Raw genomic sequence first — 23475 nt, 5'->3', positions numbered from 1 at the left:
GACGTTATCCAAGTTGAACCAACCTAGCGAACCGAGTAGCAATAAAATTAATGAACCAACCATTGCTGCTGCAGTAATGGCAATTGTTGATTGAACCTTATCACTGATTTTGTGGGTAATAAAACCGAGCAGAATCGATACAGCAGAAAGAAAGCAAATATATGTGTAAATACCCATATACGGTATCCTATATAGAGTCGAAAAAAATGAAATTAAATTCCATTAAGCATGAGATGCGAATTAAATCAAATTTTAGACTTAAATGCAAAGTTTAGATAGCGTATTCACTGCTCTGAGCTGATCAAAAAAATTGATAAAACGACTGAAATTTCAAATTTGAGAATTAAGCGCTTTCCAGTATAATCGGCAAAATTTTGTCATAAATCAGGAACAATATAATGATTGAAAAAATGCATGAGAAATCAAATGGGCTTGTTTTTAAAATTATTTTCGCCCTTGTTTCTATCTCTTTTGTATTAGGCGGTATCGGTACCGGTTTAATGAGTAACGATACCTCTGCCGTAAAGGTTAACGGTGAAGAAATTTCACAACAAGTGTTTAATGCTCAAAAAAGCCGTCAACAAAATGTGTTGAATGCTGAACTTGGTGAACGTTTTTGGGATCTACTGGATAACCCAGAGTACGCTAAGCAGTTTCAAGACTCCGTATTAAATCAACTCATTAATGATGAGTTATTACGTCAATATGCCAAAAACCTCAATTTAGGCATCAGTGCAGATCAAATTAAATCTGAAATTGTCAACAGCTCATTCTTCCAAAAAGACGGTAAATTCGATAATACACTTTATCAACAAACTCTACGTAATAGAGGTTTGACACCTGATGGTTATGCTTCTATTGTTTATGAAGGTATGCTGTTTTCACAGATCCAAGAAGGAATTGTGTCCACTGATTTTGTTGTACCGGCACAACAGGCATTATTAGCTAAATTGTTATTACAAAACCGCCAAGTACGTTTAGCAAACTATCCGATTTCAGAAGAATTTGTTAATCAAACTACGACAGAAGCAGAATTACAAAATTACTATAATGAACACAAAAGTGACTTTATCAATCCGGAAAAACTGATTGTTGACTATGTAGTGGTTACACCGCAAGAACTTGGTAAAAATATCCAAGTTACCGATGAACAAATCAACACTTACTACCAAACCAATAAAGCGAAATATGTCACTCAAGGTGAAGCTCGTATTGCACATATTCAAGTTGCTAGTCAGGCAGATGCTAATGCGATTGAACAAGAGTTAAAAAACGGTGCGGATTTTGCGATAATCGCAAAAGAAAAATCCCTCGATAAAATTTCTGCAAACCGAGGTGGTGATTTAGGTTGGGCAAAAGCCGGCGTGTTTCCAAAAGCCTTTGAAGATGCAGCAAATGCTCTCGCGATAGGCGAAATCAGTAAACCGCTTAACGTAGACGGTGCTTATCACATAGTCAAAGTATTAGAACGTAATGCAGGGCAAACTATCCCGGTAGAACAGCTTAAAGCTCAAATTACTGAAACAATTCGTAACGAACTCGTTTTGACAGAATATTCCAGAATTACTCGAGAAATGGCAAATAGAGCTTTTGAAGACAGTGGCTCATTAGACTCTGTAGCACAAGCTGCCGGTGTCAGTGTACAAAAAACCGAACAGTTTACTCGCAATAATGTACCGTCCGTACTCAATCATGAAAAAGTGTTAAGAGTATTATTTAACAGTGATATTGCACAAAACGGGCAAAATTCTGAAGCTATCGAAATCGGCGACAGTACACATCCTAGTTCGATATTTGTTCGAGTAAGTAACTATCAAGCTCAGAGCAATCAAACCTTTGATGAAGCCAAAACAGCTGTAGAACAGATCGTAAAGTATGCTAAAGCTGAAAAAGCTTTAGCCGCTAAAGCGGAAGAAAAAGTGAAAGCGCTGAAAAATGGGGATAGCGCAGAAGTTACCTTCGGACAACCTGAAGAATTGATGTTTGCACAAGCGCAATTACAACAGCCGCAGTTAGCGCAAACCATTTTTGCTATGCCGAAACCCATTGAAAATCAAGCGACTTACCAAGTCGCAGAAGACGGTAACGGCAATATTGTGATTATTGAACTCATCAAAGTCACTGACGGTGATTTAGAAGGATTTAAACCGTTCGCGGCACAGTTTGTTCAGGCAGATCGTGTGGTACTACTCAATAATTTACTCAAAGATCTAAGAGAAAGAGCCAAAATCGAAGTCAATCAGGATTTTATCAACCAACCTGACAACTTGAAATAGCCAATAACATATCAAAAAACGCTTGAAGGTTACTCAGGCATTTTTTGTTTGTTAAAAAGTTGTAACTTGACACTTTCTAAAAATAAGAGCAGAATCCACAACAATTTTTAATCTTCAGGGCAGGGTGAAATTCCCGATCGGCGGTAAAGTCCGCGAGCAGAGGTGAGAACCGACGCAGGAACTGGTGAAATTCCGGTACCGACAGTGATAGTCTGGATGGAAGAAGAGCTGGAATATCTACACTCGAACACTGTTCGAGTGCTTTTCTTATGCTTTTAACGCCTTGAGATCGTCAGATTTCAAGGCGTTTTCTATTATGTTTCCCCCTTTTTCCAAGGGGATGTTTCTATCCTGCCCCTAACTTTAAAACCCCAAATGACACACTCTATTTTTATGGCTCGAGCCATTGAACTGGCTGAACTTGGTCGTGGCTGGACAAATCCTAATCCATTGGTCGGTTGTGTGATTGTCAAGGACGGCAACATTGTTGCGGAAGGCTATCACCAACGCTATGGCGAATGGCACGCTGAACGCAATGCGATTTTACATTGTCAGGAAGATTTAAGTGGCGCAACGGCTTACGTCACCCTTGAGCCTTGCTGTCACCACGGGCGCACACCGCCTTGTTCTGATTTGCTGATTGAACGAGGGATTAAAACCGTCGTTATCGGCTCAAGTGACCCCAATCCCCTTGTGGCAGGCAAAGGCGTCGCACAACTTCGCCAAGCGGGGATTGAAGTGATTGAAAATGTAATGAAAGCCGAATGTGATGCGTTAAATCCGATTTTCTTTCACTATATTCAAACCAAACGCCCTTATGTGTTGATGAAATATGCGATGACCGCAGACGGTAAAATTGCCACCGCAACCGGCGAGTCCAAATGGATTACGGGGGAGCAAGCCAGAGCCAATGTGCAATGCACCCGACATCAATACAGTGCGATTATGGTTGGGGTGGATACAGTGTTGGCGGACAACCCAATGCTCAATAGCCGTATGCCGAATGCCAAACAGCCAGTGCGGATTGTGTGCGATAGCCGGTTGCGTACGCCATTAGATTGCCAATTAGTCCAAACTGCCAAAACCTATCGCACGATAATTGCAACGCTGAATACGGATGAACAAAAACATCAGTTTTATCAACAGCTTGGCGTAGAAATTCTCGTTACTTCCGCGGATAACAGCCGGGTAAATTTAGCCGATCTTTTGCAAAAACTCGGCGAACAAGGAATTGACAGCCTATTGTTGGAAGGCGGTTCGAGTTTAAATTTCAGTGCGTTAAACGCCGGTATTGTAAACCGTGTGCATTGCTATATCGCCCCGAAATTAGTCGGCGGTGTTACCGCCAAAACGCCAATCGGTGGTGAAGGGATCGGCGTGTTGGCAAATGCAGTGCAATTGAAAAATGCAAAGATCAGCCAAATCGGCGAAGATCTGTTGATTGATTATGAAATTGCTCCCCCTCTTTTCTAAAGAGGGGAACATATTAGAAAGGAAAATTTATGTTCACAGGCATTATTGAAGAAGTCGGCAAAGTCGCCAAAATCCACAAACAAGGGGAATTTGCCGTTTTAACCATTACGGGAAGCAAAATTTTTGCGGATATGCACTTAGGCGACAGCATTGCGGTCAATGGTGTCTGTTTAACCGTGACCGAATTTGGCGCAAACCATTTTTCCGCAGATGTAATGTCGGAAACTTTAGCCCGTACATCATTAGGCGAATTACAGCCGAACAGCCCCGTTAATCTTGAACGTGCAATGGCGGCAAACGGACGTTTCGGCGGACATATTGTGTCGGGGCATATTGATGGCACAGGGGAAATTGTCAGCATTACCCCTGCGAATAATTCGATCTGGTATCAGATTAAAACCACGGCAAAGCTGATGCGTTACATCATTGAAAAAGGCTCAATTACAATTGACGGAATAAGCCTGACGGTGGTCGATTGTGATGAAAACAGCTTCCGTGTGTCGATTATTCCACATACTTTAAGTGAAACGAATTTAGGCACAAAAAAGGTCGGCAGTATCGTGAATTTAGAGAATGATGTGATTGGAAAATATGTGGAAAAATTGTTGTCGCCGAAACAGAGTGAACCACAGAGCAATGTCACCGAAGAATTTTTAAAGCGAGTGGGGTTTTAAATCCCCCCTAGCCCCCCTTTTTCAAAGGGGGGGAATTATCAAAAAGGAAAGTGAATTTAAAGTAGGGATGCCACGCTTGGCGTCCATAACAAGCGGTCAGATTTAAAGAAAAGGAAAGCAAATGTTTCAATTTTCAAGCGTAGAACAAGCCTTAGACGCATTACGCCAAGGCAAAATTATTATCGTCAGCGATGACGAAGACAGAGAAAACGAAGGGGATTTTATCTGTGCGGCGGAATTTGCCACCCCTGAAAATATCAACTTTATGGCAACTTATGGTAAGGGCTTGATTTGTATGCCGATTTCAACGGCGATTGCCAAAAAGCTCGACCTACCGCAGATGGTTTCGTACAACACCGACAACCACGAAACTGCCTTTACCGTTGCTATCGATCATATTGATACCGGCACAGGCATTTCGGCTTTTGAGCGTTCGCTTACAGCACTTAAAGTGGTGAACGACAACGCTAAACCAAGTGATTTCCGTCGCCCTGGGCATATGTTCCCACTGCTTGCGAAAGATGGTGGTGTGTTGATGCGTAACGGACACACGGAAGCAACGGTGGATCTAGCTCGTTTAGCAGGGCTTAAACACGCAGGGCTGTGTTGTGAAATTATGGCGGATGACGGCACAATGATGAAAATGCCTGAACTACAAGCCTTTGCCACTCAACACAATATGCCGTTTATCACAATTGCCCAGTTACAAGAATATCGCCGAGCAAAAGATTGTTTAATTGAGCAAATTTCCGTCGTCAAAATGCCGACCAAATACGGCGAGTTTACCGCTCATAGTTTCATTGAAAAAATCACAGGGAAAGAACACGTTGCGTTAGTGAAAGGGGATATTGGTAACGGTGAAGAGGTGCTATGCCGTATTCACTCTGAATGTTTAACCGGCGATGCCTTTGGTTCACAGCGTTGCGACTGCGGTCAGCAATTTGCCGCCGCAATGAGCCAAATTGAGCAAGAAGGCAGAGGCGTGTTGCTCTATTTACGTCAAGAAGGGCGAGGCATTGGCTTAATCAACAAACTGCGTGCTTATGAATTGCAAGATAAAGGAATGGATACTGTTGAGGCAAATTTAGCCCTTGGCTTTGGTGAAGATGAGCGTGAATACCATATCGGCGCACAGATATTTCGCAGTTTAGGGGTGAAAACTATCCGCTTGCTGACCAATAATCCAGCGAAAATCGAAGGCTTACAGCAAGTCGGCTTAAATATCGTGGCACGAGAGCCGATTATGGTTGAGCCGAATAAACACGATTTGGAATACCTTAAAGTTAAACAAGTCAAAATGAGACATCTGTTTAACTTTTAAAAAATCTCCCCCTAGCCCCCTCTTTGCTAAAGAGGGGGAATATCAATTTATTTAACAAGAAGGAAAAGCAAAAATGGCAATTATTACAGGTAATTTAGTGGCAACAGGGTTAAAATTCGGCATTGTGTGTGCGAGATTTAACGATTTTATCAACGATAAACTGTTAAGCGGTGCGATTGACACCCTCGTTCGCCACGGTGCAAGCGAAAGCGATATTGATACCGCTTGGGTGCCGGGGGCGTTTGAAATTCCGTTGTTGGCGAAAAAAATGGCGGAAAGCGGTAAGTATGATGCAGTCATCTGCTTAGGTACAGTAATCCGTGGCTCAACTACGCACTATGATTACGTTTGTAACGAAGCAGCAAAAGGCATTGGTGCAGTGAGCTTACAAACTGGTGTTCCGGTTATTTTTGGCGTATTAACCACTGAAAATATCGAACAAGCAATCGAACGTGCAGGCACAAAAGCAGGCAATAAAGGCTCTGAATGTGCGTTAGGTGCTATTGAAATGGTGAATGTGTTAAAAGCGCTGTAATTTGCAAAATAATCGCCCAAAACGACCGCTTGTTCTCCATTCTTATCGGCTTGATTTGAGGGAATGTTATGGCTCAGCTTTACCAACGAATTGACGGTTCACATTACGCTCATATTTATGTTATCGGTGACTTGCACGGCTGCTATCGGCTACTGCAACGACGATTAAAAGAAGTCGGTTTCAATCCGAATACCGATCTTCTACTGTCCGTCGGTGATTTAATCGACCGCGGTGAAAATAGTTTGGCGTGTTTGAAATTAATTGAGCAACCCTGGTTTAAAGCCGTTCGCGGTAATCACGAACAAATGGCCATTGACGCATTAAATAAAGAGCGCGGTGAATTTTTAAATTGGGCGATAAACGGCGGCGTTTGGTTCGCGGAGTTATCTGAAGCTGAGCGGCAAGAAGCGAAAAAACTATTTCATCAGTATCAAATATTACCACTGATTATTGAATTGGATTTGGAAGGCGAAAAAGTCGTGATTGCTCATGCAGACTACCCTAGCAATCACTATGATTTTGACAAAGAAATTGATTCGGAAAAAGTGATTTGGAATCGCGATCGCCTCTTATCCAATGATCAAGCTGGTATTGATGGAGCCCTGCTGTTTATTTTCGGGCACACTCCGCTCAAAGAAATAAAGACGGTCGCTAACCGTGTTTATATTGATACCGGAGCCTTTTTCAGCGGGCATTTGACCTTGTATAAATTGAAAGGGTGATATTGGACGATTTGCAAATTATCGCCTCAAACCGACCGCTTGTCGGGTTAACATTTCAGCTTCTTACCCGTTTGTGCACTTTCAAAGGCTTTTTCGATTAACATCAACACGTCTGCCGCCTGCTCTGCGGTAACGTTCAGCGGTTGTTGCTCGACAATCGCCTGATAAAGATTCGTGTAGAGATCCTGATAGCTTCCCGCTGCGCTTTCTAACGGTTTGCGGACCACTTCACCGTCTATTTCAGTATGTAAAATCCCCCAGTCTTGTTCCGACTCTTTATACCAATCGCCTTGCGGTACAATACCTTGAGTTAACCGAAACTCTTGCGGATCGAAATGTTGCTTCACATAAGAACCTAATTTGCCGTGTAAAGTGAAATAACGCCCGATTTCCCGCGCATATTTAGTGGCATAAAGAGCAACTTTCAGCCCTGACGGATAATAGAGATGGATGGTGAAATTATCATCGCTCAATGCGCCTTCATGTTGATAGCGGATATCGGCAAAAATTTCGCTCGGTTTACCGAACAAATGTAGACTGGCATCAATCAAATGTACGCCTAAATCATACACCAACCCTGTACCCCGTTCTCCCGTTTCTTTCCACGCTTTGGCGTTTTTACCTTTGGCATAACGGTCAAAACGGATTTCACAATCCACCGGCTCACCGATCAAACCTTGATCTAAAATCTGTTTAGCCGTGAGAACCGCATTATCCCAACGGCGGTTTTGATAAACCGACAAGACCACATTTTGCTGTTTTGCTAATTCTGCCAACGCTTTTGCCTCTGCGGAAGTTACAACTAACGGCTTTTCTACCAGCACATTTTTCCCCGCCTGCATCGCTTGTTTAGCCATCTCATAATGAGTTTGGTTCGGCGTGGTAATAATCACCAATTCAATCTCATCCGTCAGGAGTTGAGCGAATTCTCTTACGATTTCAACCTGTGGCAAAAATTCAAGAGCATGACTGGTTGAACGCTCATAAACTTTCACAATTTCAAAACGCGGATCATTTGCCAAAAAAGGCAAATGAAACACTTTACTTGAATATCCAAACCCTGCAATGCCGACTTTTACTACTCTACTCATAATTGCTCCGCCTGTTCTAAAATTTTTTGTTGCTCTAACGCCAACTTTTCTAAACGACGCTGTTCACGGCGTAGTTCGTCCTCGGTTTCCCATGCATCATAAGCCTGAACGATCTTCGCAACGACAGGATGACGCACTATATCGTGGCTGTCAAAGTAATTAAAGCTCAAATCCGTCACCTTACCCAGCACTTCAATCGCATGTTTTAAACCCGATTTTTGGCTACGCGGCAAATCAACTTGAGTGATATCACCGGTGATCACCGCTTTCGAGTTGAAGCCGATTCGGGTTAAAAACATTTTCATTTGTTCGATTGTGGTATTTTGGCTCTCATCGAGAATGATAAATGCATCATTTAACGTCCGACCACGCATATAGGCAAGAGGTGCAATTTCAATCACATTGCGCTCCATCAGTTTTTGCGCGCGTTCAAAACCAAGCATTTCAAACAGTGCATCGTACAACGGACGCAAATAAGGCTCTATTTTCTGACCAAGGTCTCCCGGTAAAAAGCCCAGTTTCTCCCCTGCCTCCACCGCGGGGCGGGTTAATAAAATCCGACGAATTTCTTGGCGTTCCAATGATTCCACCGCTGCCGCCACTGCTAAAAAGGTTTTCCCGGTACCTGCCGGACCAATACCAAAACTGATATCATGGCTTAAAATATTACGCAGATAAGCCTGCTGATGCTCGCCGCGCGGTTTAATCACTCCGCGTTTGGTTTTTATCGCAATTTCATGACCCGACGGTTGCCACTGTTCTTGCAATAACATTCGACTTTCCTGAATTGCTAAATGCACGTCTTCCAAATCCAGTTCTTTGACTTTGCCTTTAATCGGTGCGGTTTCGTTGTACAGTTGTTGCAGAAGTTTGGCGGTATTTTGCAGTAACTTAGCGGAATAGTGATTTTCTTCGGCGGCTTGGAGAGTCAAAGTAAAAGCATTACGCGCAATCACCACACCGAAACTTTTTTCAATTAAAGCGAGGTTTTCATCAAAAGTGCCGCAAAAAGATTGCAAGCGCGCATTGTCTTGAGGTTCTAAGGTCAAAATCAGTTCGTTCAAAGTGAATCCTTATGTGATACCAACATTTGCAAAATAGTGGCGAAAACGCACCGCTTGTTACGCCAAACTATGTATTGCGATATTTTAAGCGATTTTTCAAGATGATTATAGTAGAATGCATTCGTTCTCATTGGGGTGCTTTGTGTAACAAAGCTGAGAGATACCCATAGAACCTGATCTGATTAATATCAGCGTAGGGATTTGAGACAGGATTTTCTTCCTCTGTTTTAGATCCTCCGACTAATTTCCATTTTAGAAGGAGATATCCAATGAAACCGACCACTGTTTTTGCACTTTCCACGTTTACCATTGCCGTAACCGCCGTTGCACAACAATCCACCTTAACGGTTTATACCTATGATTCTTTCGCCTCTGATTGGGGACCTGCATCACAGCTTGAACCTCTGTTTGAAAAGCAATGTGGCTGCGATCTAAAATTTATGCCGTTTGAAGATGGCGTCACGATGTTCAACCGTATCCGCTTGGAAGGCGCAAAGACCAAAGCGGATGTCATGCTCGGTATTGATAATTTTGTCTTGCCTGAAGCAGAAAAATCAGGATTGTTTATACCGCATGAACTGAATACGGATTCCATTGAGCTGACGCCAAAATGGCAAAATCACCGCTTTTTACCTTATGATTTCGGCGAATATGCTTTTATTTATAACAAAGAAAAGCTCACCGACCCGCCAAAAAGTTTAAAAGCCTTGGTTGAACGCCAAGATTTAAAAATCATCTATCAAGATCCGCGCACCAGCACGGTCGGACGCGGTTTTCTGTTTTGGATGAATACCGTTTATGGAGATCACGTGGAACAAGCGTGGGAAACCCTCGCCAAACACACCGTCACCGTCGGCAAAGGTTGGTCAGAGACTTACGGCGCATTTCTTAAAGGGGAAGCGGATCTCGTGTTAAGCTATACCACTTCACCGCTTTATCACCAATGGCACGATAAAACCGACAAATATGTCGCCGCCCGTTTTAGCGAAGGTCACTTAATGCAAATTGAAGTTGCCGCGATCAGCAAATACAGCAAACAGCCTGCGCTGGCAAAACAATTCTTAGCGTTTTTATTACAACCTGAAGCACAACAAGTGATTTCTTATCATAATGTGATGAAACCGGTAGTGAGTACAGCGTCGGATCCGGCGTTTAAAACGCTGCCAAGCTATCCCGTTTTAAACATCGCACAACCGGAAACCAATACGGTTAAAGGTTGGTTAAATACGTGGCAAAAAACATTAAGCCAATAATAACGATACAAGCGGTCTGCTTTCTGTCTTTTTTTGCAAAAAATTGACCCAAAACGACCGCTTGTATTTTGAAACTGCTTCCGCTTACAAAAAGCGCTATAATAGTTTTAGACGATAGCCGTGCCGAATTAACGATATTATATGCAGCATTTTATTCAAACCGCGAATCAGCTTGGATGCGAGCGCCAACCTTTTTTCTTTTTAATCGATTTTGAACAGCAAAAACCGCTAATTTTACCGATTTCGGAGACGTTAAATCAGGGAATTACCTTTGATCTTTTAGGCTATCGTAATACGATAACCTTAGAAACTGTCGAAAAACCCTTTGAATTTCAGCTTACCCCCCTTGATTTCAACCGCTATAAAAAAGGATTTGAATCGGTTAAAGCAGAAATTCAGGCAGGTAATAGCTATTTATTAAATTTATCTTATCCGACACCAATCAAATCCAATTATAGTTTAGAAGAAATTTATATCGCCAGTCGGGCAAAATACAAATTATTATTAGACAATCAATTTGTCTGTTTTTCACCGGAATGTTTTATCCGTATTAAAAATAATATTATTTATTCTTACCCGATGAAAGGCACGATTAATGCTGCGGAAGATAATGCAGAAAAAAAACTATTCGATTCAGAAAAAGAATTTACCGAACATAACACGATTGTTGATTTAATTCGTAACGATTTATCTCTTGTTGCAGAACGGATAGAAGTTTCTAAATACCGTTATATTGAAAAATTAGAAACGCATCGCGGTGCAATTTATCAAACCAGCTCCGAAATTCGAGGTCGACTAAAAGAAAATTGGCAGGCAAAAATCGGCACAATCTTAGCAAAATTGCTGCCTGCCGGTTCGATTAGTGGAGCGCCAAAAACTAAAACCGTTGCGATTATTCAACAAACAGAGCAACAAAAACGTGGCTACTACACCGGTGTTTTTGGCTATTTTGACGGTGAAAAATTAGAAAGTGCCGTTGCTATTCGCTATATTGAACAACAAGGAAATCAATTTATTTTCCGTAGCGGTGGAGGTATTACCGCATTAAGTCAATTACAAGACGAATATAATGAAATATTAGAGAAAGTATATGTTCCGATATCCCTTATTTGAAACAATTGCCGTTATTGATTGCCAATTTCAAAATATTGAATTTCACCAAGAACGGATTAATTACGCATTCAAATATTATTTGAATTCCGAGTCTAAATTTAATTTAGAAGATATTTTAAAAAGAGAAAATCCTATTTCAAATGGATTAATACGTTGTAAAGTGGAATATAATTCTAATGAATATAATATCCGTTTCTATCATTATTCACCCAAAACCATCCGCCGCTTACAAACCGTTTATACCAACCATTTTGATTACCGGTTTAAATACAGTGATCGCCGCAAATTGGAAAGCTTAAAATCTGCGATGCCTGATACCGATGAAATTATTATTATCAATAACGGATTCGTGAGTGATTGTACCATCGGCAATCTGCTCTTCCTAAAACAAGGAACATGGTATAGCTCCGATAAATATCTGCTGAAAGGTACGCAGCTAAGCAAACTCATTCAACAAAACAAGGTGATATTAACCGAAATTCGAGCCGAAAATCTGCTTGATTATGAACAGGTTATGATGATTAACGCACTAAACCCCTTTGATGAAACAAGAACAATACCGGTTACAAGCGGTCTGATTTTGCGATAATTTTGCGATTTCGATCGAAAAATCAGAAAAAATCACTTGAAACTGTATAGGCAAACAGTATAATAATTTACAGTAATTTGACCCAAAGGTCATGACCGAACAAGTAACACAGATCAATAAAAGGAAAGTACCATGTCTGACAACAAAAAGAATGCCAAAAACAGCGTAACCAAACAACAAGACCCGGAAAGTAAAGAAAAAGCGCTAGCCGCAGCCCTTGCCCAAATTGAAAAACAGTTCGGTAAAGGCTCGATTATGAAATTAGGCGATACTCAACAGCTTGATATTGAAGCAGTTTCAACCGGTTCTATCGGTTTAGACTTAGCATTGGGTATTGGTGGCTTACCTATGGGACGTATTGTTGAAATTTTTGGACCAGAATCTTCAGGTAAAACCACACTAACACTTTCCGTTATTGCTCAAGCTCAAAAGAATGGTAAAACTTGTGCCTTTATCGATGCGGAACACGCTTTAGATCCGGTCTATGCGAAAAAATTAGGCGTAAATACCGATGAATTATTAATTTCTCAGCCGGATAACGGTGAACAGGCTCTTGAAATTTGTGATGCCTTGGTGCGTTCCGGCGCAGTGGATGTGATTATTGTTGACTCCGTTGCGGCCCTCACTCCGAAAGCGGAAATTGAAGGTGAAATGGGTGACTCTCATATGGGTTTGCAGGCTCGCTTAATGTCACAAGCATTGCGTAAACTCACTGCAAATATTAAAAACACTAATTGTTTAGTTGTATTCATCAACCAAATTCGGATGAAGATCGGCGTGATGTTCGGTAATCCGGAAACTACAACCGGCGGTAACGCCCTCAAATTCTATGCTTCCGTTCGTTTAGATATTCGTCGTTGTGGTGTAGTAAAAGAAGGCGATGAAATCAAAGGCAGCGAAACCAAAGTCAAAGTAGTGAAAAATAAAGTTGCGCCGCCTTTCCGTGAAGTACAGTTCGACATCATGTACGGAGAAGGTATTTCCCGTATGAGCGAATTACTGATTTTGGCAGAAGCCCACGGATTTATCCAAAAATCCGGTGCATGGTTCTCTTATGAAGGTACTAAAATAGGTCAAGGTAAAAATAATGCCGTCGCATGGTTAAAAGAAAATCCGGTGATTGCCGAAAAAATAGAACAAGATATTCGTGCCTTACTATCCGATTCATCACAACATAACGAGGTAGTTAATTCAGACGATGAAGAATTTAACGAAGAAGAATTTTAATTTTTAATTAAGGGAAAATGCGGTTTATAACTACACCGCATTTTCATTATCTCTATGTCTACGCCGAAACATTCCGCCATCAGTTACCTGATTTACTTGCTTTCTAAGCGAGACTACAGCGAATTTGAACTCCGACAAAAACTTAAACAAAAAGCATATAGTGCCGACGAAATCGAGCAAGCCATCGAACAGGCACAAGCGAACCACTGGCAAAGTGATGAACGTTTTTGCGAAATGTTTATTCGCTATCGCGCTCAACAAGGATACGGACCTCGCCGCCTGAAACAAGAACTTCAGCAAAAAGGCGTTAGTGAATGGCTGATTTCACAACAACTCAGTAATAGTGAAATTGACTGGTTTGAGCTTGCCGAACGATTATTTGAAAAAAAATGCCCTCCGACATTAGATATCAAAGCCAAACAAAAAATGTGGCGTTTTATGGCAAGTCATGGATTTTATACGGAACATTTTTCTCATTTGCTGAATTTAGATTATTATGATGAATAAAATTACCTTTTTTAGCCGTTTTGAAGCGGATATTGTCAATGGAAAAAAGACTATCACTATTCGGGATCAGTCAGAATCCTACTTTCAACCACAGCAAAAACTCGAAGTTTTTACTCTTGAAACCAATCGATTATTTGCCAAAATCAGAGTGCTGACAGTAACTCCGGTGCAGTTTGAACAGTTAAATGAAACGCATGCGAAGCAAGAAAATATGACACTACCCCGATTAAAGCAGGTAATAAAAGAAATCTATCCAAACGACGATGACTTTTTTGTGATTGAATTTGAGTTACTCAATGAGCCTATTTGAATCAACCAAACATACCGAACTTTGCCCGCAATGTAATGCTCCATTACAATTAAAACGAGGGAAACAAGGGCTATTTTTAGGTTGCACTAACTACCCACAGTGTGACTATCTGAAACCATTGCAGCAAGCCAGCCATGTTATCAAAACCTTAAATGAGCTTTGTCCTGAATGCCACTCTCTTTTACAATTAAAACAAGGTCACTTTGGTATATTTATCGGCTGTAGTAACTACCCTGAATGCCATTTTATCGTACACGAAGAGAACAAAATCGAGCCGGAATTCGATTGTCCGGTCTGCAAAAAACATAAACTAGTCGAAAGAATTGGACGCTCAGGGAAACATTTTTATGGTTGTAGCGGTTTTCCCGAGTGTAAATTTATCTTACCGGCTAAACCTGTTATCAAACAATGTCCACAATGTGGTGGAAAACTTGCTACAATCAAAAAACAACGCGGCAAAATCGTTTATCTTTGTGCTAATAAACAGTGCCATCATCTTTTCAGTGACTCAGAATAATGTATTCCTTTAACCAACTTGTTGAAAAATTACAGCAAAACCAAGTTATAGCCTACCCGACCGAAGCGGTTTTCGGTTTAGGTTGCAATCCGAACAGCGAGCAAGCTGTTCGTAAATTATTAGTATTAAAAAAACGCCCCGAAGAAAAAGGATTGATTTTAATCGCTCCGACTCTCGAACTGCTGTTACCTTATATCGACGAATCTAAATTAAGCGAAACCGAGTGGCAACGATTTCTACAGGTAAATGAAAAAACCATTACTTGGATAATGCCGGCAAAACCTAGCTTACCTCGCTATTTAACCGGTCAATTTAGCACCATTGCATTACGCTTATGCCAAGTACCGGCTGTTGTTGAATTATGTAACGCCTGCGGATTCGCACTTACATCAACCAGTGCGAATCTTACTGATTCACCGCCTTGTCGCTCGGCGGCAGAGGTTTTAACGCAATTTGGCAGCAATTTTCCGGTATTAGACATGCCGACAGGCGGGAAAGCGAACCCGTCTGAAATTCGCGATATTTTTACCCAACATATTTTTAGACAAGGATAATTTATGAATCAGTATGCTGTATGGGGGAATCCAATCGCCCAAAGCAAATCGCCACGTATTCATCAGCTCTTTGCCAAACAGACCGGAAGAGAACTCGCTTATGTTGCAAAACTCGGTGATGAAATCAAATTTGAAACCCAGCTATTACAATTTTTTGCAGATGGTGCAAGCGGAGCCAATATCACCGCGCCCTTTAAAGAACGGGCTTTCGCACTTGCGGATGAATACAGCGAAGGTTGTCTACAAGCTGAAGCCTGTAATACCTTAAAGCGTTTGGAAGATGGCAGATTGTATGCAGATAATACGGACGGCGCCGGTTTAGTTGCCGATTTAAAACGTTTAGGCTGGTTGAATACAGGTCAAAAAATATTAATTCTCGGTGCAGGAGGTGCAACTAAAGGCGTACTCTATCCATTACTGAAAGCAGAGCAACATATTACAATTTATAACCGGACTTTGGAAAAGGCTGTCAATTTAGCCGAAAAATTTGCAAAATTCGGCCCAATTCAGACCGCTTGTATAAATGAACTTATCACTCAATCCTTTGATTTAATTATTAATGCAACATCGCTCGGTCTACAAGGAAAATATGTTGAATTACCATCAAAATTATTGCGTTCGGCAAACATTTACGATATGCAATATGCGATGAACATGCAAACACCTTTTTTAAACTACGCTCGAACTCAAGGAGCTATACATTGTCAGGACGGACTGGGGATGCTAGTCGGACAAGCCGGCTATGCATTTCAACTCTGGGAGGGGGTTATGCCGGACATTAAATGCACACTTTTGGAGTTAAAATCTGAAATGGAAAATAATAAATAATATTACGTAACTTGTTATAAAATAAACGTTTTATATTAAAATACGTTGTTTTTTATATCAATTTGCCGAAACTCTAGGCAAATAGCAGATTTTTTATATTTTTTGGAAAAAAAGATTTGACGCGGTAAAGCTAAATCAGCATAATACGCCCCGCAAAGCCGATATGGTAAACGCAATGGCTACATAGCTCAGCTGGTTAGAGCACAACACTCATAATGTTGGGGTCGCAAGTTCGAATCTCGCTGTAGCCACCATTGCGGGACTGGCGAAATTGGTAGACGCACCAGATTTAGGTTCTGGCGCCGAGAGGTGTGTGGGTTCAAGTCCCTCGTCCCGCACCATTTGAAGCTTGCAAATAAAACGACTGGAGTATCGCCAAGCGGTAAGGCACTGGGTTTTGATCCCAGCATTCCTAGGTTCGAATCCTAGTACTCCAGCCACTTATTTCAAATTATTCAGAACTAACTTTCAGGTTAGTTTTTTGCTTTTGGGGTATCGCCAAGCGGTAAGGCACTGGGTTTTGATCCCAGCATTCCTAGGTTCGAATCCTAGTACCCCAGCCATTTTCCCTCTTATTTACTTTATTTAGCCTAATTTCCCATTCTTTACTTTTTATCTCCTATAAAATTCTTTAGAATTGTGGTCCTATTTCGTAAAGGGGAATAATATGTTCAATCCAAAAAATCTAGAGTCTATCGCTCAACAGCTCCACAATGCACTCCCACAAAGTTTAAAAAATGTAGGCAATGATCTCGAAGAAAAATTTAAGCAAATCCTACAAGCACAACTTGCTAAATTAGATGTTGTAACACGTGAAGAATTCGATGTGCAATCTCAGGTCTTACTTCGTACTCGTGAAAAATTAAACGAGCTAGAGAAACGTTTAGATACCCTGAGCAAAGATCAGCAATCTGCTGATTAACCGATTTTTTATTTTTGATATGAGGATTAAGTTAAATGCAAAAAATTAACCCAACCCAAACTTTTGCTTGGAATGCTTTAGAACAACATAAAGCGGAAAAATTGAGTATTCCGCAATTGTTTAGTGAAGATCCGGCCCGTTTTGATAAATATTCGCTACATTTTGAAAATCAAATCTTAGTCGATTTTTCTAAAAATGCGATCAACGAACATACGTTATCTCTTCTTCGTCAACTTGCAGAGGAATGCCATGTTAAATCGGCAACTCAAGCGATGTTTGCCGGTCACAAAATCAACCGCACCGAAAATCGTGCCGTGTTACACACCGCATTACGCAACCGCTCAAATACCCCGGTTGAAGTAGACGGTAAAAATGTCATGCCTGAAGTGAATGCTGTCTTAGCTAAAATGAAAGATTTCTGCGAACGTATTATTTCAGGAGAATGGAAAGGATACACCGGTAAAGCGATTACAGATGTCGTCAATATCGGTATCGGAGGCTCGGATTTAGGTCCTTATATGGTCACGGAAGCATTACGTCCATATAAAAATCACTTAAATATGCACTTTGTATCCAATGTAGACGGTACACACATTGCCGAAACATTACGTAAAACAAACCCGGAAACTACCCTTTTCTTGGTTGCATCAAAAACCTTCACGACTCAAGAAACCATGACCAATGCTCTTTCTGCACGCGAATGGTTATTGGCTTCCGCAAAAGATGAATCTGCGGTAGCAAAACACTTTGTTGCCCTTTCAACCAATGCAAAAGAAGTTGCAAAATTTGGTATCGATACAGCCAATATGTTCGAATTCTGGGATTGGGTTGGCGGTCGTTACTCGTTATGGTCCGCAATCGGTTTATCTATCGCACTTTCTTTAGGCTTCGAGAACTTTGAGCAGCTACTTGAAGGAGCTCATACAATGGATAAACATTTCTTAAACAGCTCACCGGAAAAAAATATTCCGCTGACATTGGCTCTTGTCGGAATCTGGAATAACAATTTCTTAGGTGCAGAATCTGAAGCGATTCTCCCTTACGACCAATATATGCACCGTTTTGCTGCATATTTTCAACAAGGAAATATGGAATCGAACGGTAAATTTGTGGCACGTAATGGTCATCCGGTTAATTATCAAACCGGCCCGATTATTTGGGGCGAACCGGGAACAAACGGTCAGCATGCGTTCTACCAATTAATTCATCAAGGTACAAAACTGATTCCATGTGATTTTATTGCGCCGGCACAAACACATAATCCGTTAGCTGATCATCATGTCAAATTACTATCTAACTTCTTTGCCCAAACAGAAGCCTTAGCATTTGGTAAATCGAAGGAAGTGGTAGAACAAGAATTTTTACAAGCGGGTAAAACACTAGAAGAAGTAGCTGAAATCGTGCCATTTAAAGTATTTACCGGAAATAAGCCGACAAATTCGATCTTGGTACAAAAAATCACACCGTTCACTTTAGGTGCATTGATCGCAATGTATGAACACAAAATTTTTGTCCAAGGTGTGATTTTTAATATTTATAGTTTTGACCAATGGGGCGTTGAGTTAGGTAAACAACTCGCTAACCGTATTCTGCCGGAGCTTGAAAACAATAAAACAATTCAGAGCCATGACAGTTCAACCAATGGTTTAATTAATCAATATAAAGCCTGGCGTTAACTCTCTGCGACAAAACAGAAAAGGCGAGATATTTCTCGCCTTTTTATTTGCAAATTATTGCTTAAAACTGACCGCTTGTTGTTAGCTTCATCAAGTTATTGCTGATTTTCCGCCCACCATGCGGCACCAATCAAACCTGCATCCTGCGCATAATACGCCGGTACAATTTCAGGACGGTAAATGGTCGGCATTTCCGCTAAAAAATGCTGTACTCTCGCCAGATAACCCTCTGCCAAACCGACACTGCCCCCCAACGCAATGCGCTGAATATCGAAACCGATTTTCAGATCCGCAATTAAATGCGCAATCGCTTTTGCAGATTTATCAACTAAAGTAACCGCTTGCTGATCCCCCGCACGGAAACGCTCAAAAACCTCAGGCGGTTCACATGGGGCTTCCCATTTTGCCGCTTCACGCGCAATCGCACGTCCAGCTGCGACAGCTTCTACACATCCGACTCTCCCACAGCCACAAAGCTCCCCGTTTGGATCCGCTAAAGTATGGCCGATATGCCCTGCAACACCATTTGTACCGGTAAATAATTTACGGTTAAGAATAATTCCGCCTCCCACACCGGTTGAAACGGTAATAAAGGCAAAATTCTCAATATCATCTTGGCGCAGAAATTCCGCACAGCCGGCAGCTTGTGCGTCATTGAGCAAGGTAATCGGCTTATCCGTATATTTTGCAATACTTTGTTGTAACGGGAAAAAAGCCAGATTTCCTAAATTTTTCGGATTGAGTGCGGTTAAAACACCATTTTGAATAATCCCGGTTGATGCGACCGAAACCTTATCAAATTGTCCTTTAAAGGTTTGTAACACTTCAGTCAAAGCATTATCCAACGCCTCTGCACTCGGGTTTTGCGGTGTGTGAATTTGGATACGTTGCTTCACTTGAGCTTCTTTTCCGTCTAAGATAACTAATGCCGCAGCGATTTTAGTACCACCGACATCAATGGCAAGACAAGCGGTCATTTTAAGCTCCTGTTTTACGATTTTTGATAGCACTGACAAACCAACTCACAATATGCTCCAAACGCGTTAATGCCGAACCGACTGTGACGGCATAAGCTCCGTTTTCAATCGCTAATGCGGCAAGCTCCGGCGTATTGTAACGCCCTTCCGCCATCACCCGACAGCCATTTGCCACAAAATCACGAACTAATTGAACATCCGGTTCATTAGGTATTTCGCCACCGGTATAACCGGACATTGTACTTCCAATTAAATCCACTCCTAATTTCTGGCAATACATCCCTTCTTCAAAATTGGAGCAATCCGCCATCGACATAGCACCAAGTTCTTGAATTCGTTTAACACAATCCTCAATCGGAGTCGGACGAATACGGTTGGTTCCGTCAAACGCAATAATATCTGCACCAGCATGATAAAGATCATCAATATCTTGTAAAAACGGTGTAATTCTTACCGGGCTGTCCAGTAAATCACGTTTCACGATTCCTACAATGGGTACATCCACAACCGCCCGTACCGCTTTTAGATTATCAATGCCTTCAATACGCAATCCGACAGCGCCGCCTACTACAGAGGCTTGAGCCATTGCTGCTACAATTTGCGGAGAATCCATCGGACCGTCATCGACAGGTTGACAAGATGCTATCAACCCATTTTTTAATTGTGCTAAAATCTGTGATTTAGTTAATCTTGACATAGAAACTCCATAAGTTATACAAAAAAGGAAGAATAACTCCAAGAATAAACTTCTCATGAAACGAAATCAATCAATAGAATAAAAAAGTGAGAGATAGATCAAATTTTTTATTTTTGCTTTCCACATTATTGAGATAACTACAAAAATTTGAAGATTTTGACAAAAAAAATCGGTATAGTAACGAAACATTTCTACCGTTGATTTTAAAAAATAAAAATCAGCATATTTTCCACACAATTTGAGGCTTTTTCCAATGGATATTCTCAATGGTCTATTAGGTATTTTCGTACTGCTGTTGATCGCTTTTCTATTTTCTAAAAATAAAAAAGCAATCAATTATCGTACGGTTTTTGGCGCATTGGCATTACAAATCGGTATCGGTGCGTTAATTCTTTTCGTTCCTGCCGGTCGTGATGTTTTAGGTGCTGCGGCTAACGGTGTTGCTAAAGTAATATCCTACGGTAACGAAGGTATTTCATTTTTATTTGGCGGTTTAGTCAGTGATAAAATGTTCGAAGTTTTCGGCGGTGGTGGCTTCGTATTCGCATTCCGAGTGCTTCCAACTATCGTATTCTTTTCATCATTGATCTCATTACTTTACTATCTAGGTATTATGCAATGGGTGATCAAAATTATCGGCGGCGGATTACAACGCGTATTAGGCACATCTAAATCCGAATCGATGTCTGCAGCAGCCAATATCTTTGTTGGTCAAACGGAAGCTCCGCTAATCGTTAAACCATACATCAACAAAATGACCGAATCTGAACTTTTCGCAATTATGGCGGGTGGTTTAGCGTCTATTGCAGGTTCAGTAATGGCAGGCTACGCAGGAATGGGCGTGCCGTTAACATATCTTATCGCAGCATCCTTTATGGCGGCACCGGGCGGTTTATTATTCGCCAAAATCTTAATGCCGCAAACAGAACAATTCAAAGACGAATTGGAAGATGTGGATTTAGAAAAACCGGCTAATGTGCTGGATGCGGCAGCGGCAGGTGCCGGTGCAGGTATGCAACTTGCATTAAACGTAGGTGCAATGTTAATCGCATTCGTTGCGTTAATCGCATTAATTAACGGTATGCTAAGCGGTATCGGCGGTTGGTTTAATTATCCGGAGCTTAGTTTAGGCTTAATCTTCGGGTGGGTATTCAAACCTCTCGCATGGGTAATTGGTGTACCATGGAATGAAGCAGAAGTTGCTGGTCAAATGATTGGTTTAAAACTTGCGATCAATGAATTTGTTGGTTACTTAGAATTTGCTAAATATTTAGGACCTGAAACACCAATGGTATTAAGTGATAAAACCAAAGCGATCGTCACTTTCGCACTATGTGGTTTTGCAAACTTTAGCTCTATTGCGATTTTAATCGGTGGTTTAGGTGCAATGGCTCCAAACCGTCGCGGTGATGTCGCAAGAATGGGACTAAAAGCAGTATTAGCAGGTTCGCTTTCTAACTTAATGAGCGCAACTATCGCAGGCTTATTTATCGGTCTCAGCGGTGCTGTGCTATAATATAGAACCCAATACAAACAAGCGACACCACAGGAAACTGTGGTGTTGTCATTTATAGCCTAGCCAAACGATTGCCTAATCGTTTAAGGAGTTTATATGAGTTTAAAACGAGTAGCTCGACAAGCATTGTCATTAATGGACTTAACCACACTCAATGATAATGATACCGATGAGAAAGTCATTTCACTTTGCCAACAAGCAAATACCGAATTTGGCACGCCGGCTGCAATCTGTATTTATCCGCGTTTTATTCCGATTGCACGTAAAACGTTGGCAGCACAAGGCACGCCACAAATCAAAATTGCGACAGTCACTAATTTTCCGCATGGTAATGATGATATTGATATTGCAGTTGCAGAAACTAAAGCCGCCGTTGCTTACGGTGCCGATGAAGTCGATGTCGTATTCCCTTATAAAGCTTTAATTAACGGGAATGAACAAGTTGGCTTTGAGTTAGTTAAACAATGTAAAGCCGTTTGTGCCACTGCTAACGTATTGCTAAAAGTCATCATTGAAACAGGTGAACTCAAAACAGAGGCTCTGATTCGCAAAGCAAGCGAAATTGCAATTAAAGCCGGGGCAAATTTCATTAAAACGTCTACCGGTAAAGTGCCGGTCAATGCCACCTTAACCGCTGCACGTATTATGTTAGAAACAATTCGTGACTTAAATGTTGCAGACCATGTAGGCTTTAAAGCGGCCGGTGGTGTAAAAACGACAGAGGAAGCCGCTGAATATCTGGTTTTAGCTACTAAAATTTTGGGTGAATCACGTGTAAATGCCGCCCATTTCCGCTTTGGCGCTTCGAGCCTATTGGCAAATTTACTTGCCACCTTAACTGATCAGCAAACTGATCAAAAAGTAACAGGCTACTAGATTCTACAAGCGGTCAGTTTCAAGTGATATTTTGCAAATTTTTTGATTAGTGATTACTATTGCAAAATATTGCTAAAAAATACCGCTTGTAATTCCGTTTATTATTGGAATTGCTATTCCATCATTCAGAAAAGAGGAAAACAACATGACTCCACATATTAACGCACCAGCAGGTGCATTTGCCGATGTCGTTTTAATGCCGGGCGACCCACTTCGAGCAAAATATATTGCAGAAACCTTTTTAGACGACGTTAAAGAAGTCACTAATGTTCGTAATATGCTTGGTTTTACCGGTACTTATAAAGGTCGCCGTATTTCCGTAATGGGTCACGGTATGGGCATTCCGTCTTGCTCAATCTATGCTAAAGAATTGATTACTGAATATGGCGTACAAAAAATCATTCGCGTCGGTTCTTGCGGAGCGGTTCGCCAAGACGTGAAATTACGTGAAGTCGTTATCGGTGTTGGTGCTTGTACTGATTCAAAAGTCAACCGTATGCGTTTTAAAGATCACGACTTTGCTGCAATTGCCGATTTTGATATGACGGCAGCAGCTGTTCAAGCGGCAAAAGAAAAAGGCGTAAATGTTCGTGTCGGCAACTTATTCTCCGCCGATCTTTTCTACACACCGGATCCGTCTATGTTTGATGAGATGGAAAAATACGGTATTTTAGGTGTTGAAATGGAAGCCGCAGGGATTTACGGCGTTGCTGCAGAATTCGGTGCCAAAGCATTAACTATCTGTACCTTTTCGGAT

General features: G+C 41.3%; 24 protein-coding genes, 4 tRNA genes, 1 pseudogene and 2 riboswitches. Of the genes and pseudogenes, 24 read left to right on the top strand and 5 right to left on the bottom strand.

Annotated elements, in window-relative coordinates; translation table 11 throughout:
* Positions 1-177, bottom strand: a pseudogene (locus tag ACEYJ7_RS04625) (sodium:proton antiporter); the annotation flags it as partial.
* 221 nt (positions 178-398) lie between these two features.
* On the opposite strand from ACEYJ7_RS04625, the gene ACEYJ7_RS04620 reads away from it, so the two are divergent.
* The 6 genes from ACEYJ7_RS04620 to ACEYJ7_RS04595 all read left to right on the top strand — a co-directional run bounded on the left by ACEYJ7_RS04620 (position 399) and on the right by ACEYJ7_RS04595 (position 7001).
* A complete protein-coding gene (locus tag ACEYJ7_RS04620) occupies positions 399-2276 on the top strand; it encodes a SurA N-terminal domain-containing protein (RefSeq protein WP_373777900.1) in 1878 nt (625 codons plus the stop codon).
* A 106-nt stretch (positions 2277-2382) separates the two neighbouring features.
* Positions 2383-2508: riboswitch (FMN riboswitch) on the top strand.
* 143 nt (positions 2509-2651) lie between these two features.
* The gene (ribD, locus tag ACEYJ7_RS04615) at positions 2652-3749 is read left to right on the top strand and encodes a bifunctional diaminohydroxyphosphoribosylaminopyrimidine deaminase/5-amino-6-(5-phosphoribosylamino)uracil reductase RibD (RefSeq protein WP_373777899.1); all 1098 of its coding nucleotides are present in this window, start codon (positions 2652-2654) and stop codon (positions 3747-3749) included.
* Positions 3750-3778: 29 nt separating this feature from the next.
* Positions 3779-4423, top strand: a complete 645-nt coding sequence (gene ribE / locus ACEYJ7_RS04610) for a riboflavin synthase (protein WP_373777898.1) — start codon at positions 3779-3781, stop codon at positions 4421-4423.
* Between the two features lie 121 nt (positions 4424-4544).
* Positions 4545-5744: a bifunctional 3,4-dihydroxy-2-butanone-4-phosphate synthase/GTP cyclohydrolase II gene (locus tag ACEYJ7_RS04605; protein ID WP_373777896.1), complete on the top strand. Its 1200-nt coding sequence runs from the start codon at positions 4545-4547 to the stop codon at positions 5742-5744.
* Positions 5745-5817: 73 nt separating this feature from the next.
* Positions 5818-6279, top strand: a complete 462-nt coding sequence (gene ribE, locus ACEYJ7_RS04600) for a 6,7-dimethyl-8-ribityllumazine synthase (protein WP_373777894.1) — start codon at positions 5818-5820, stop codon at positions 6277-6279.
* Between the two features lie 68 nt (positions 6280-6347).
* Positions 6348-7001 carry a metallophosphoesterase gene (locus tag ACEYJ7_RS04595; protein ID WP_373777893.1) on the top strand — a complete coding sequence of 218 codons (654 nt, stop codon included), beginning with the start codon at positions 6348-6350 and terminating at the stop codon, positions 6999-7001.
* 47 nt (positions 7002-7048) lie between these two features.
* Here ACEYJ7_RS04595 and ACEYJ7_RS04590 read toward each other — a convergent pair whose 3' ends face one another.
* A complete protein-coding gene (locus ACEYJ7_RS04590) occupies positions 7049-8092 on the bottom strand; it encodes a Gfo/Idh/MocA family oxidoreductase (protein WP_373777892.1) in 1044 nt (347 codons plus the stop codon).
* Positions 8089-9156, bottom strand: coding sequence for a PhoH family protein (locus ACEYJ7_RS04585; RefSeq protein WP_373777891.1), 1068 nt, complete (start codon positions 9154-9156; stop codon positions 8089-8091). Before ACEYJ7_RS04585 ends, ACEYJ7_RS04590 begins: the two co-directional genes overlap by 4 nt.
* Positions 9157-9277: 121 nt before the next feature.
* A riboswitch (TPP riboswitch) is annotated at positions 9278-9374 on the top strand.
* Positions 9375-9425: 51 nt separating this feature from the next.
* Between ACEYJ7_RS04585 and thiB the strand changes: the two genes are divergently transcribed.
* The 15 genes from thiB (at position 9426) to pgi (ending at position 18652) form a co-directional block, all read left to right on the top strand.
* Positions 9426-10409, top strand: a complete 984-nt coding sequence (gene thiB / locus ACEYJ7_RS04580) for a thiamine ABC transporter substrate binding subunit (RefSeq protein WP_373777889.1) — start codon at positions 9426-9428, stop codon at positions 10407-10409.
* Between the two features lie 141 nt (positions 10410-10550).
* Positions 10551-11522: an aminodeoxychorismate synthase component I gene (locus tag ACEYJ7_RS04575; RefSeq protein ID WP_373777887.1), complete on the top strand. Its 972-nt coding sequence runs from the start codon at positions 10551-10553 to the stop codon at positions 11520-11522.
* The gene (locus tag ACEYJ7_RS04570) at positions 11500-12111 is read left to right on the top strand and encodes an aminotransferase class IV family protein (RefSeq protein ID WP_373777886.1); all 612 of its coding nucleotides are present in this window, start codon (positions 11500-11502) and stop codon (positions 12109-12111) included. The genes ACEYJ7_RS04575 and ACEYJ7_RS04570 overlap by 23 nt, the downstream gene beginning before the upstream one ends.
* Before the next feature lie 132 nt (positions 12112-12243).
* Positions 12244-13338 (top strand): recombinase RecA, encoded by a 1095-nt coding sequence (recA, locus tag ACEYJ7_RS04565; protein WP_373777885.1) that lies wholly within the window; start codon positions 12244-12246, stop codon positions 13336-13338.
* A gap of 54 nt (positions 13339-13392) precedes the next feature.
* Positions 13393-13845, top strand: a complete 453-nt coding sequence (gene recX / locus ACEYJ7_RS04560) for a recombination regulator RecX (RefSeq protein ID WP_373777883.1) — start codon at positions 13393-13395, stop codon at positions 13843-13845.
* Positions 13838-14155: a N(4)-acetylcytidine aminohydrolase gene (gene yqfB / locus ACEYJ7_RS04555; protein WP_373777901.1), complete on the top strand. Its 318-nt coding sequence runs from the start codon at positions 13838-13840 to the stop codon at positions 14153-14155. The genes recX and yqfB overlap by 8 nt, the downstream gene beginning before the upstream one ends.
* On the top strand, positions 14142-14672 hold the full coding sequence (locus ACEYJ7_RS04550) for a topoisomerase DNA-binding C4 zinc finger domain-containing protein (RefSeq protein ID WP_373777882.1): 531 nt from the start codon (positions 14142-14144) through the stop codon (positions 14670-14672). The genes yqfB and ACEYJ7_RS04550 overlap by 14 nt, the downstream gene beginning before the upstream one ends.
* Positions 14672-15226 carry a Sua5/YciO/YrdC/YwlC family protein gene (locus ACEYJ7_RS04545; RefSeq protein ID WP_373777880.1) on the top strand — a complete coding sequence of 185 codons (555 nt, stop codon included), beginning with the start codon at positions 14672-14674 and terminating at the stop codon, positions 15224-15226. Before ACEYJ7_RS04550 ends, ACEYJ7_RS04545 begins: the two co-directional genes overlap by 1 nt.
* Positions 15227-15229: 3 nt before the next feature.
* Positions 15230-16054 carry a shikimate dehydrogenase gene (gene aroE, locus ACEYJ7_RS04540; RefSeq protein WP_373777879.1) on the top strand — a complete coding sequence of 275 codons (825 nt, stop codon included), beginning with the start codon at positions 15230-15232 and terminating at the stop codon, positions 16052-16054.
* A 177-nt stretch (positions 16055-16231) separates the two neighbouring features.
* A tRNA-Met gene (locus tag ACEYJ7_RS04535) sits at positions 16232-16308 on the top strand.
* A 2-nt stretch (positions 16309-16310) separates the two neighbouring features.
* A tRNA-Leu gene (locus ACEYJ7_RS04530) sits at positions 16311-16395 on the top strand.
* Between the two features lie 24 nt (positions 16396-16419).
* Positions 16420-16494 (top strand) — tRNA-Gln (locus tag ACEYJ7_RS04525).
* A gap of 48 nt (positions 16495-16542) precedes the next feature.
* Positions 16543-16617: transfer RNA gene (locus ACEYJ7_RS04520), tRNA-Gln, on the top strand.
* 104 nt (positions 16618-16721) lie between these two features.
* Positions 16722-16976, top strand: a complete 255-nt coding sequence (locus ACEYJ7_RS04515) for an accessory factor UbiK family protein (RefSeq protein ID WP_373777877.1) — start codon at positions 16722-16724, stop codon at positions 16974-16976.
* Between the two features lie 35 nt (positions 16977-17011).
* A complete protein-coding gene (gene pgi / locus ACEYJ7_RS04510) occupies positions 17012-18652 on the top strand; it encodes a glucose-6-phosphate isomerase (RefSeq protein WP_373777876.1) in 1641 nt (546 codons plus the stop codon).
* 95 nt (positions 18653-18747) lie between these two features.
* On the opposite strand, the gene ACEYJ7_RS04505 is transcribed toward pgi, so the two are convergent.
* Positions 18748-19629, bottom strand: coding sequence for an N-acetylmannosamine kinase (locus tag ACEYJ7_RS04505; protein ID WP_373777874.1), 882 nt, complete (start codon positions 19627-19629; stop codon positions 18748-18750).
* A gap of 1 nt (position 19630) precedes the next feature.
* Positions 19631-20326 (bottom strand): N-acetylmannosamine-6-phosphate 2-epimerase, encoded by a 696-nt coding sequence (locus tag ACEYJ7_RS04500; RefSeq protein ID WP_373777873.1) that lies wholly within the window; start codon positions 20324-20326, stop codon positions 19631-19633.
* Positions 20327-20579: 253 nt separating this feature from the next.
* Between ACEYJ7_RS04500 and ACEYJ7_RS04495 the strand changes: the two genes are divergently transcribed.
* The 3 genes from ACEYJ7_RS04495 to deoD all read left to right on the top strand — a co-directional run.
* Positions 20580-21842 (top strand): NupC/NupG family nucleoside CNT transporter, encoded by a 1263-nt coding sequence (locus ACEYJ7_RS04495; RefSeq protein ID WP_373777872.1) that lies wholly within the window; start codon positions 20580-20582, stop codon positions 21840-21842.
* A gap of 96 nt (positions 21843-21938) precedes the next feature.
* A complete protein-coding gene (deoC, locus tag ACEYJ7_RS04490) occupies positions 21939-22718 on the top strand; it encodes a deoxyribose-phosphate aldolase (protein WP_373777871.1) in 780 nt (259 codons plus the stop codon).
* Between the two features lie 145 nt (positions 22719-22863).
* Positions 22864-23475: purine-nucleoside phosphorylase (deoD, locus tag ACEYJ7_RS04485; RefSeq protein ID WP_373777870.1), on the top strand; the 612-nt coding region annotated here is incomplete at its 3' end.

The sequence above is a fragment of the Glaesserella sp. genome (assembly GCF_041814905.1).
Taxonomy (GTDB): domain Bacteria; phylum Pseudomonadota; class Gammaproteobacteria; order Enterobacterales; family Pasteurellaceae; genus Glaesserella.
Note: the sequence above shows the minus strand (reverse complement) of the source record. Positions and strands in the feature narration are given on the sequence as shown.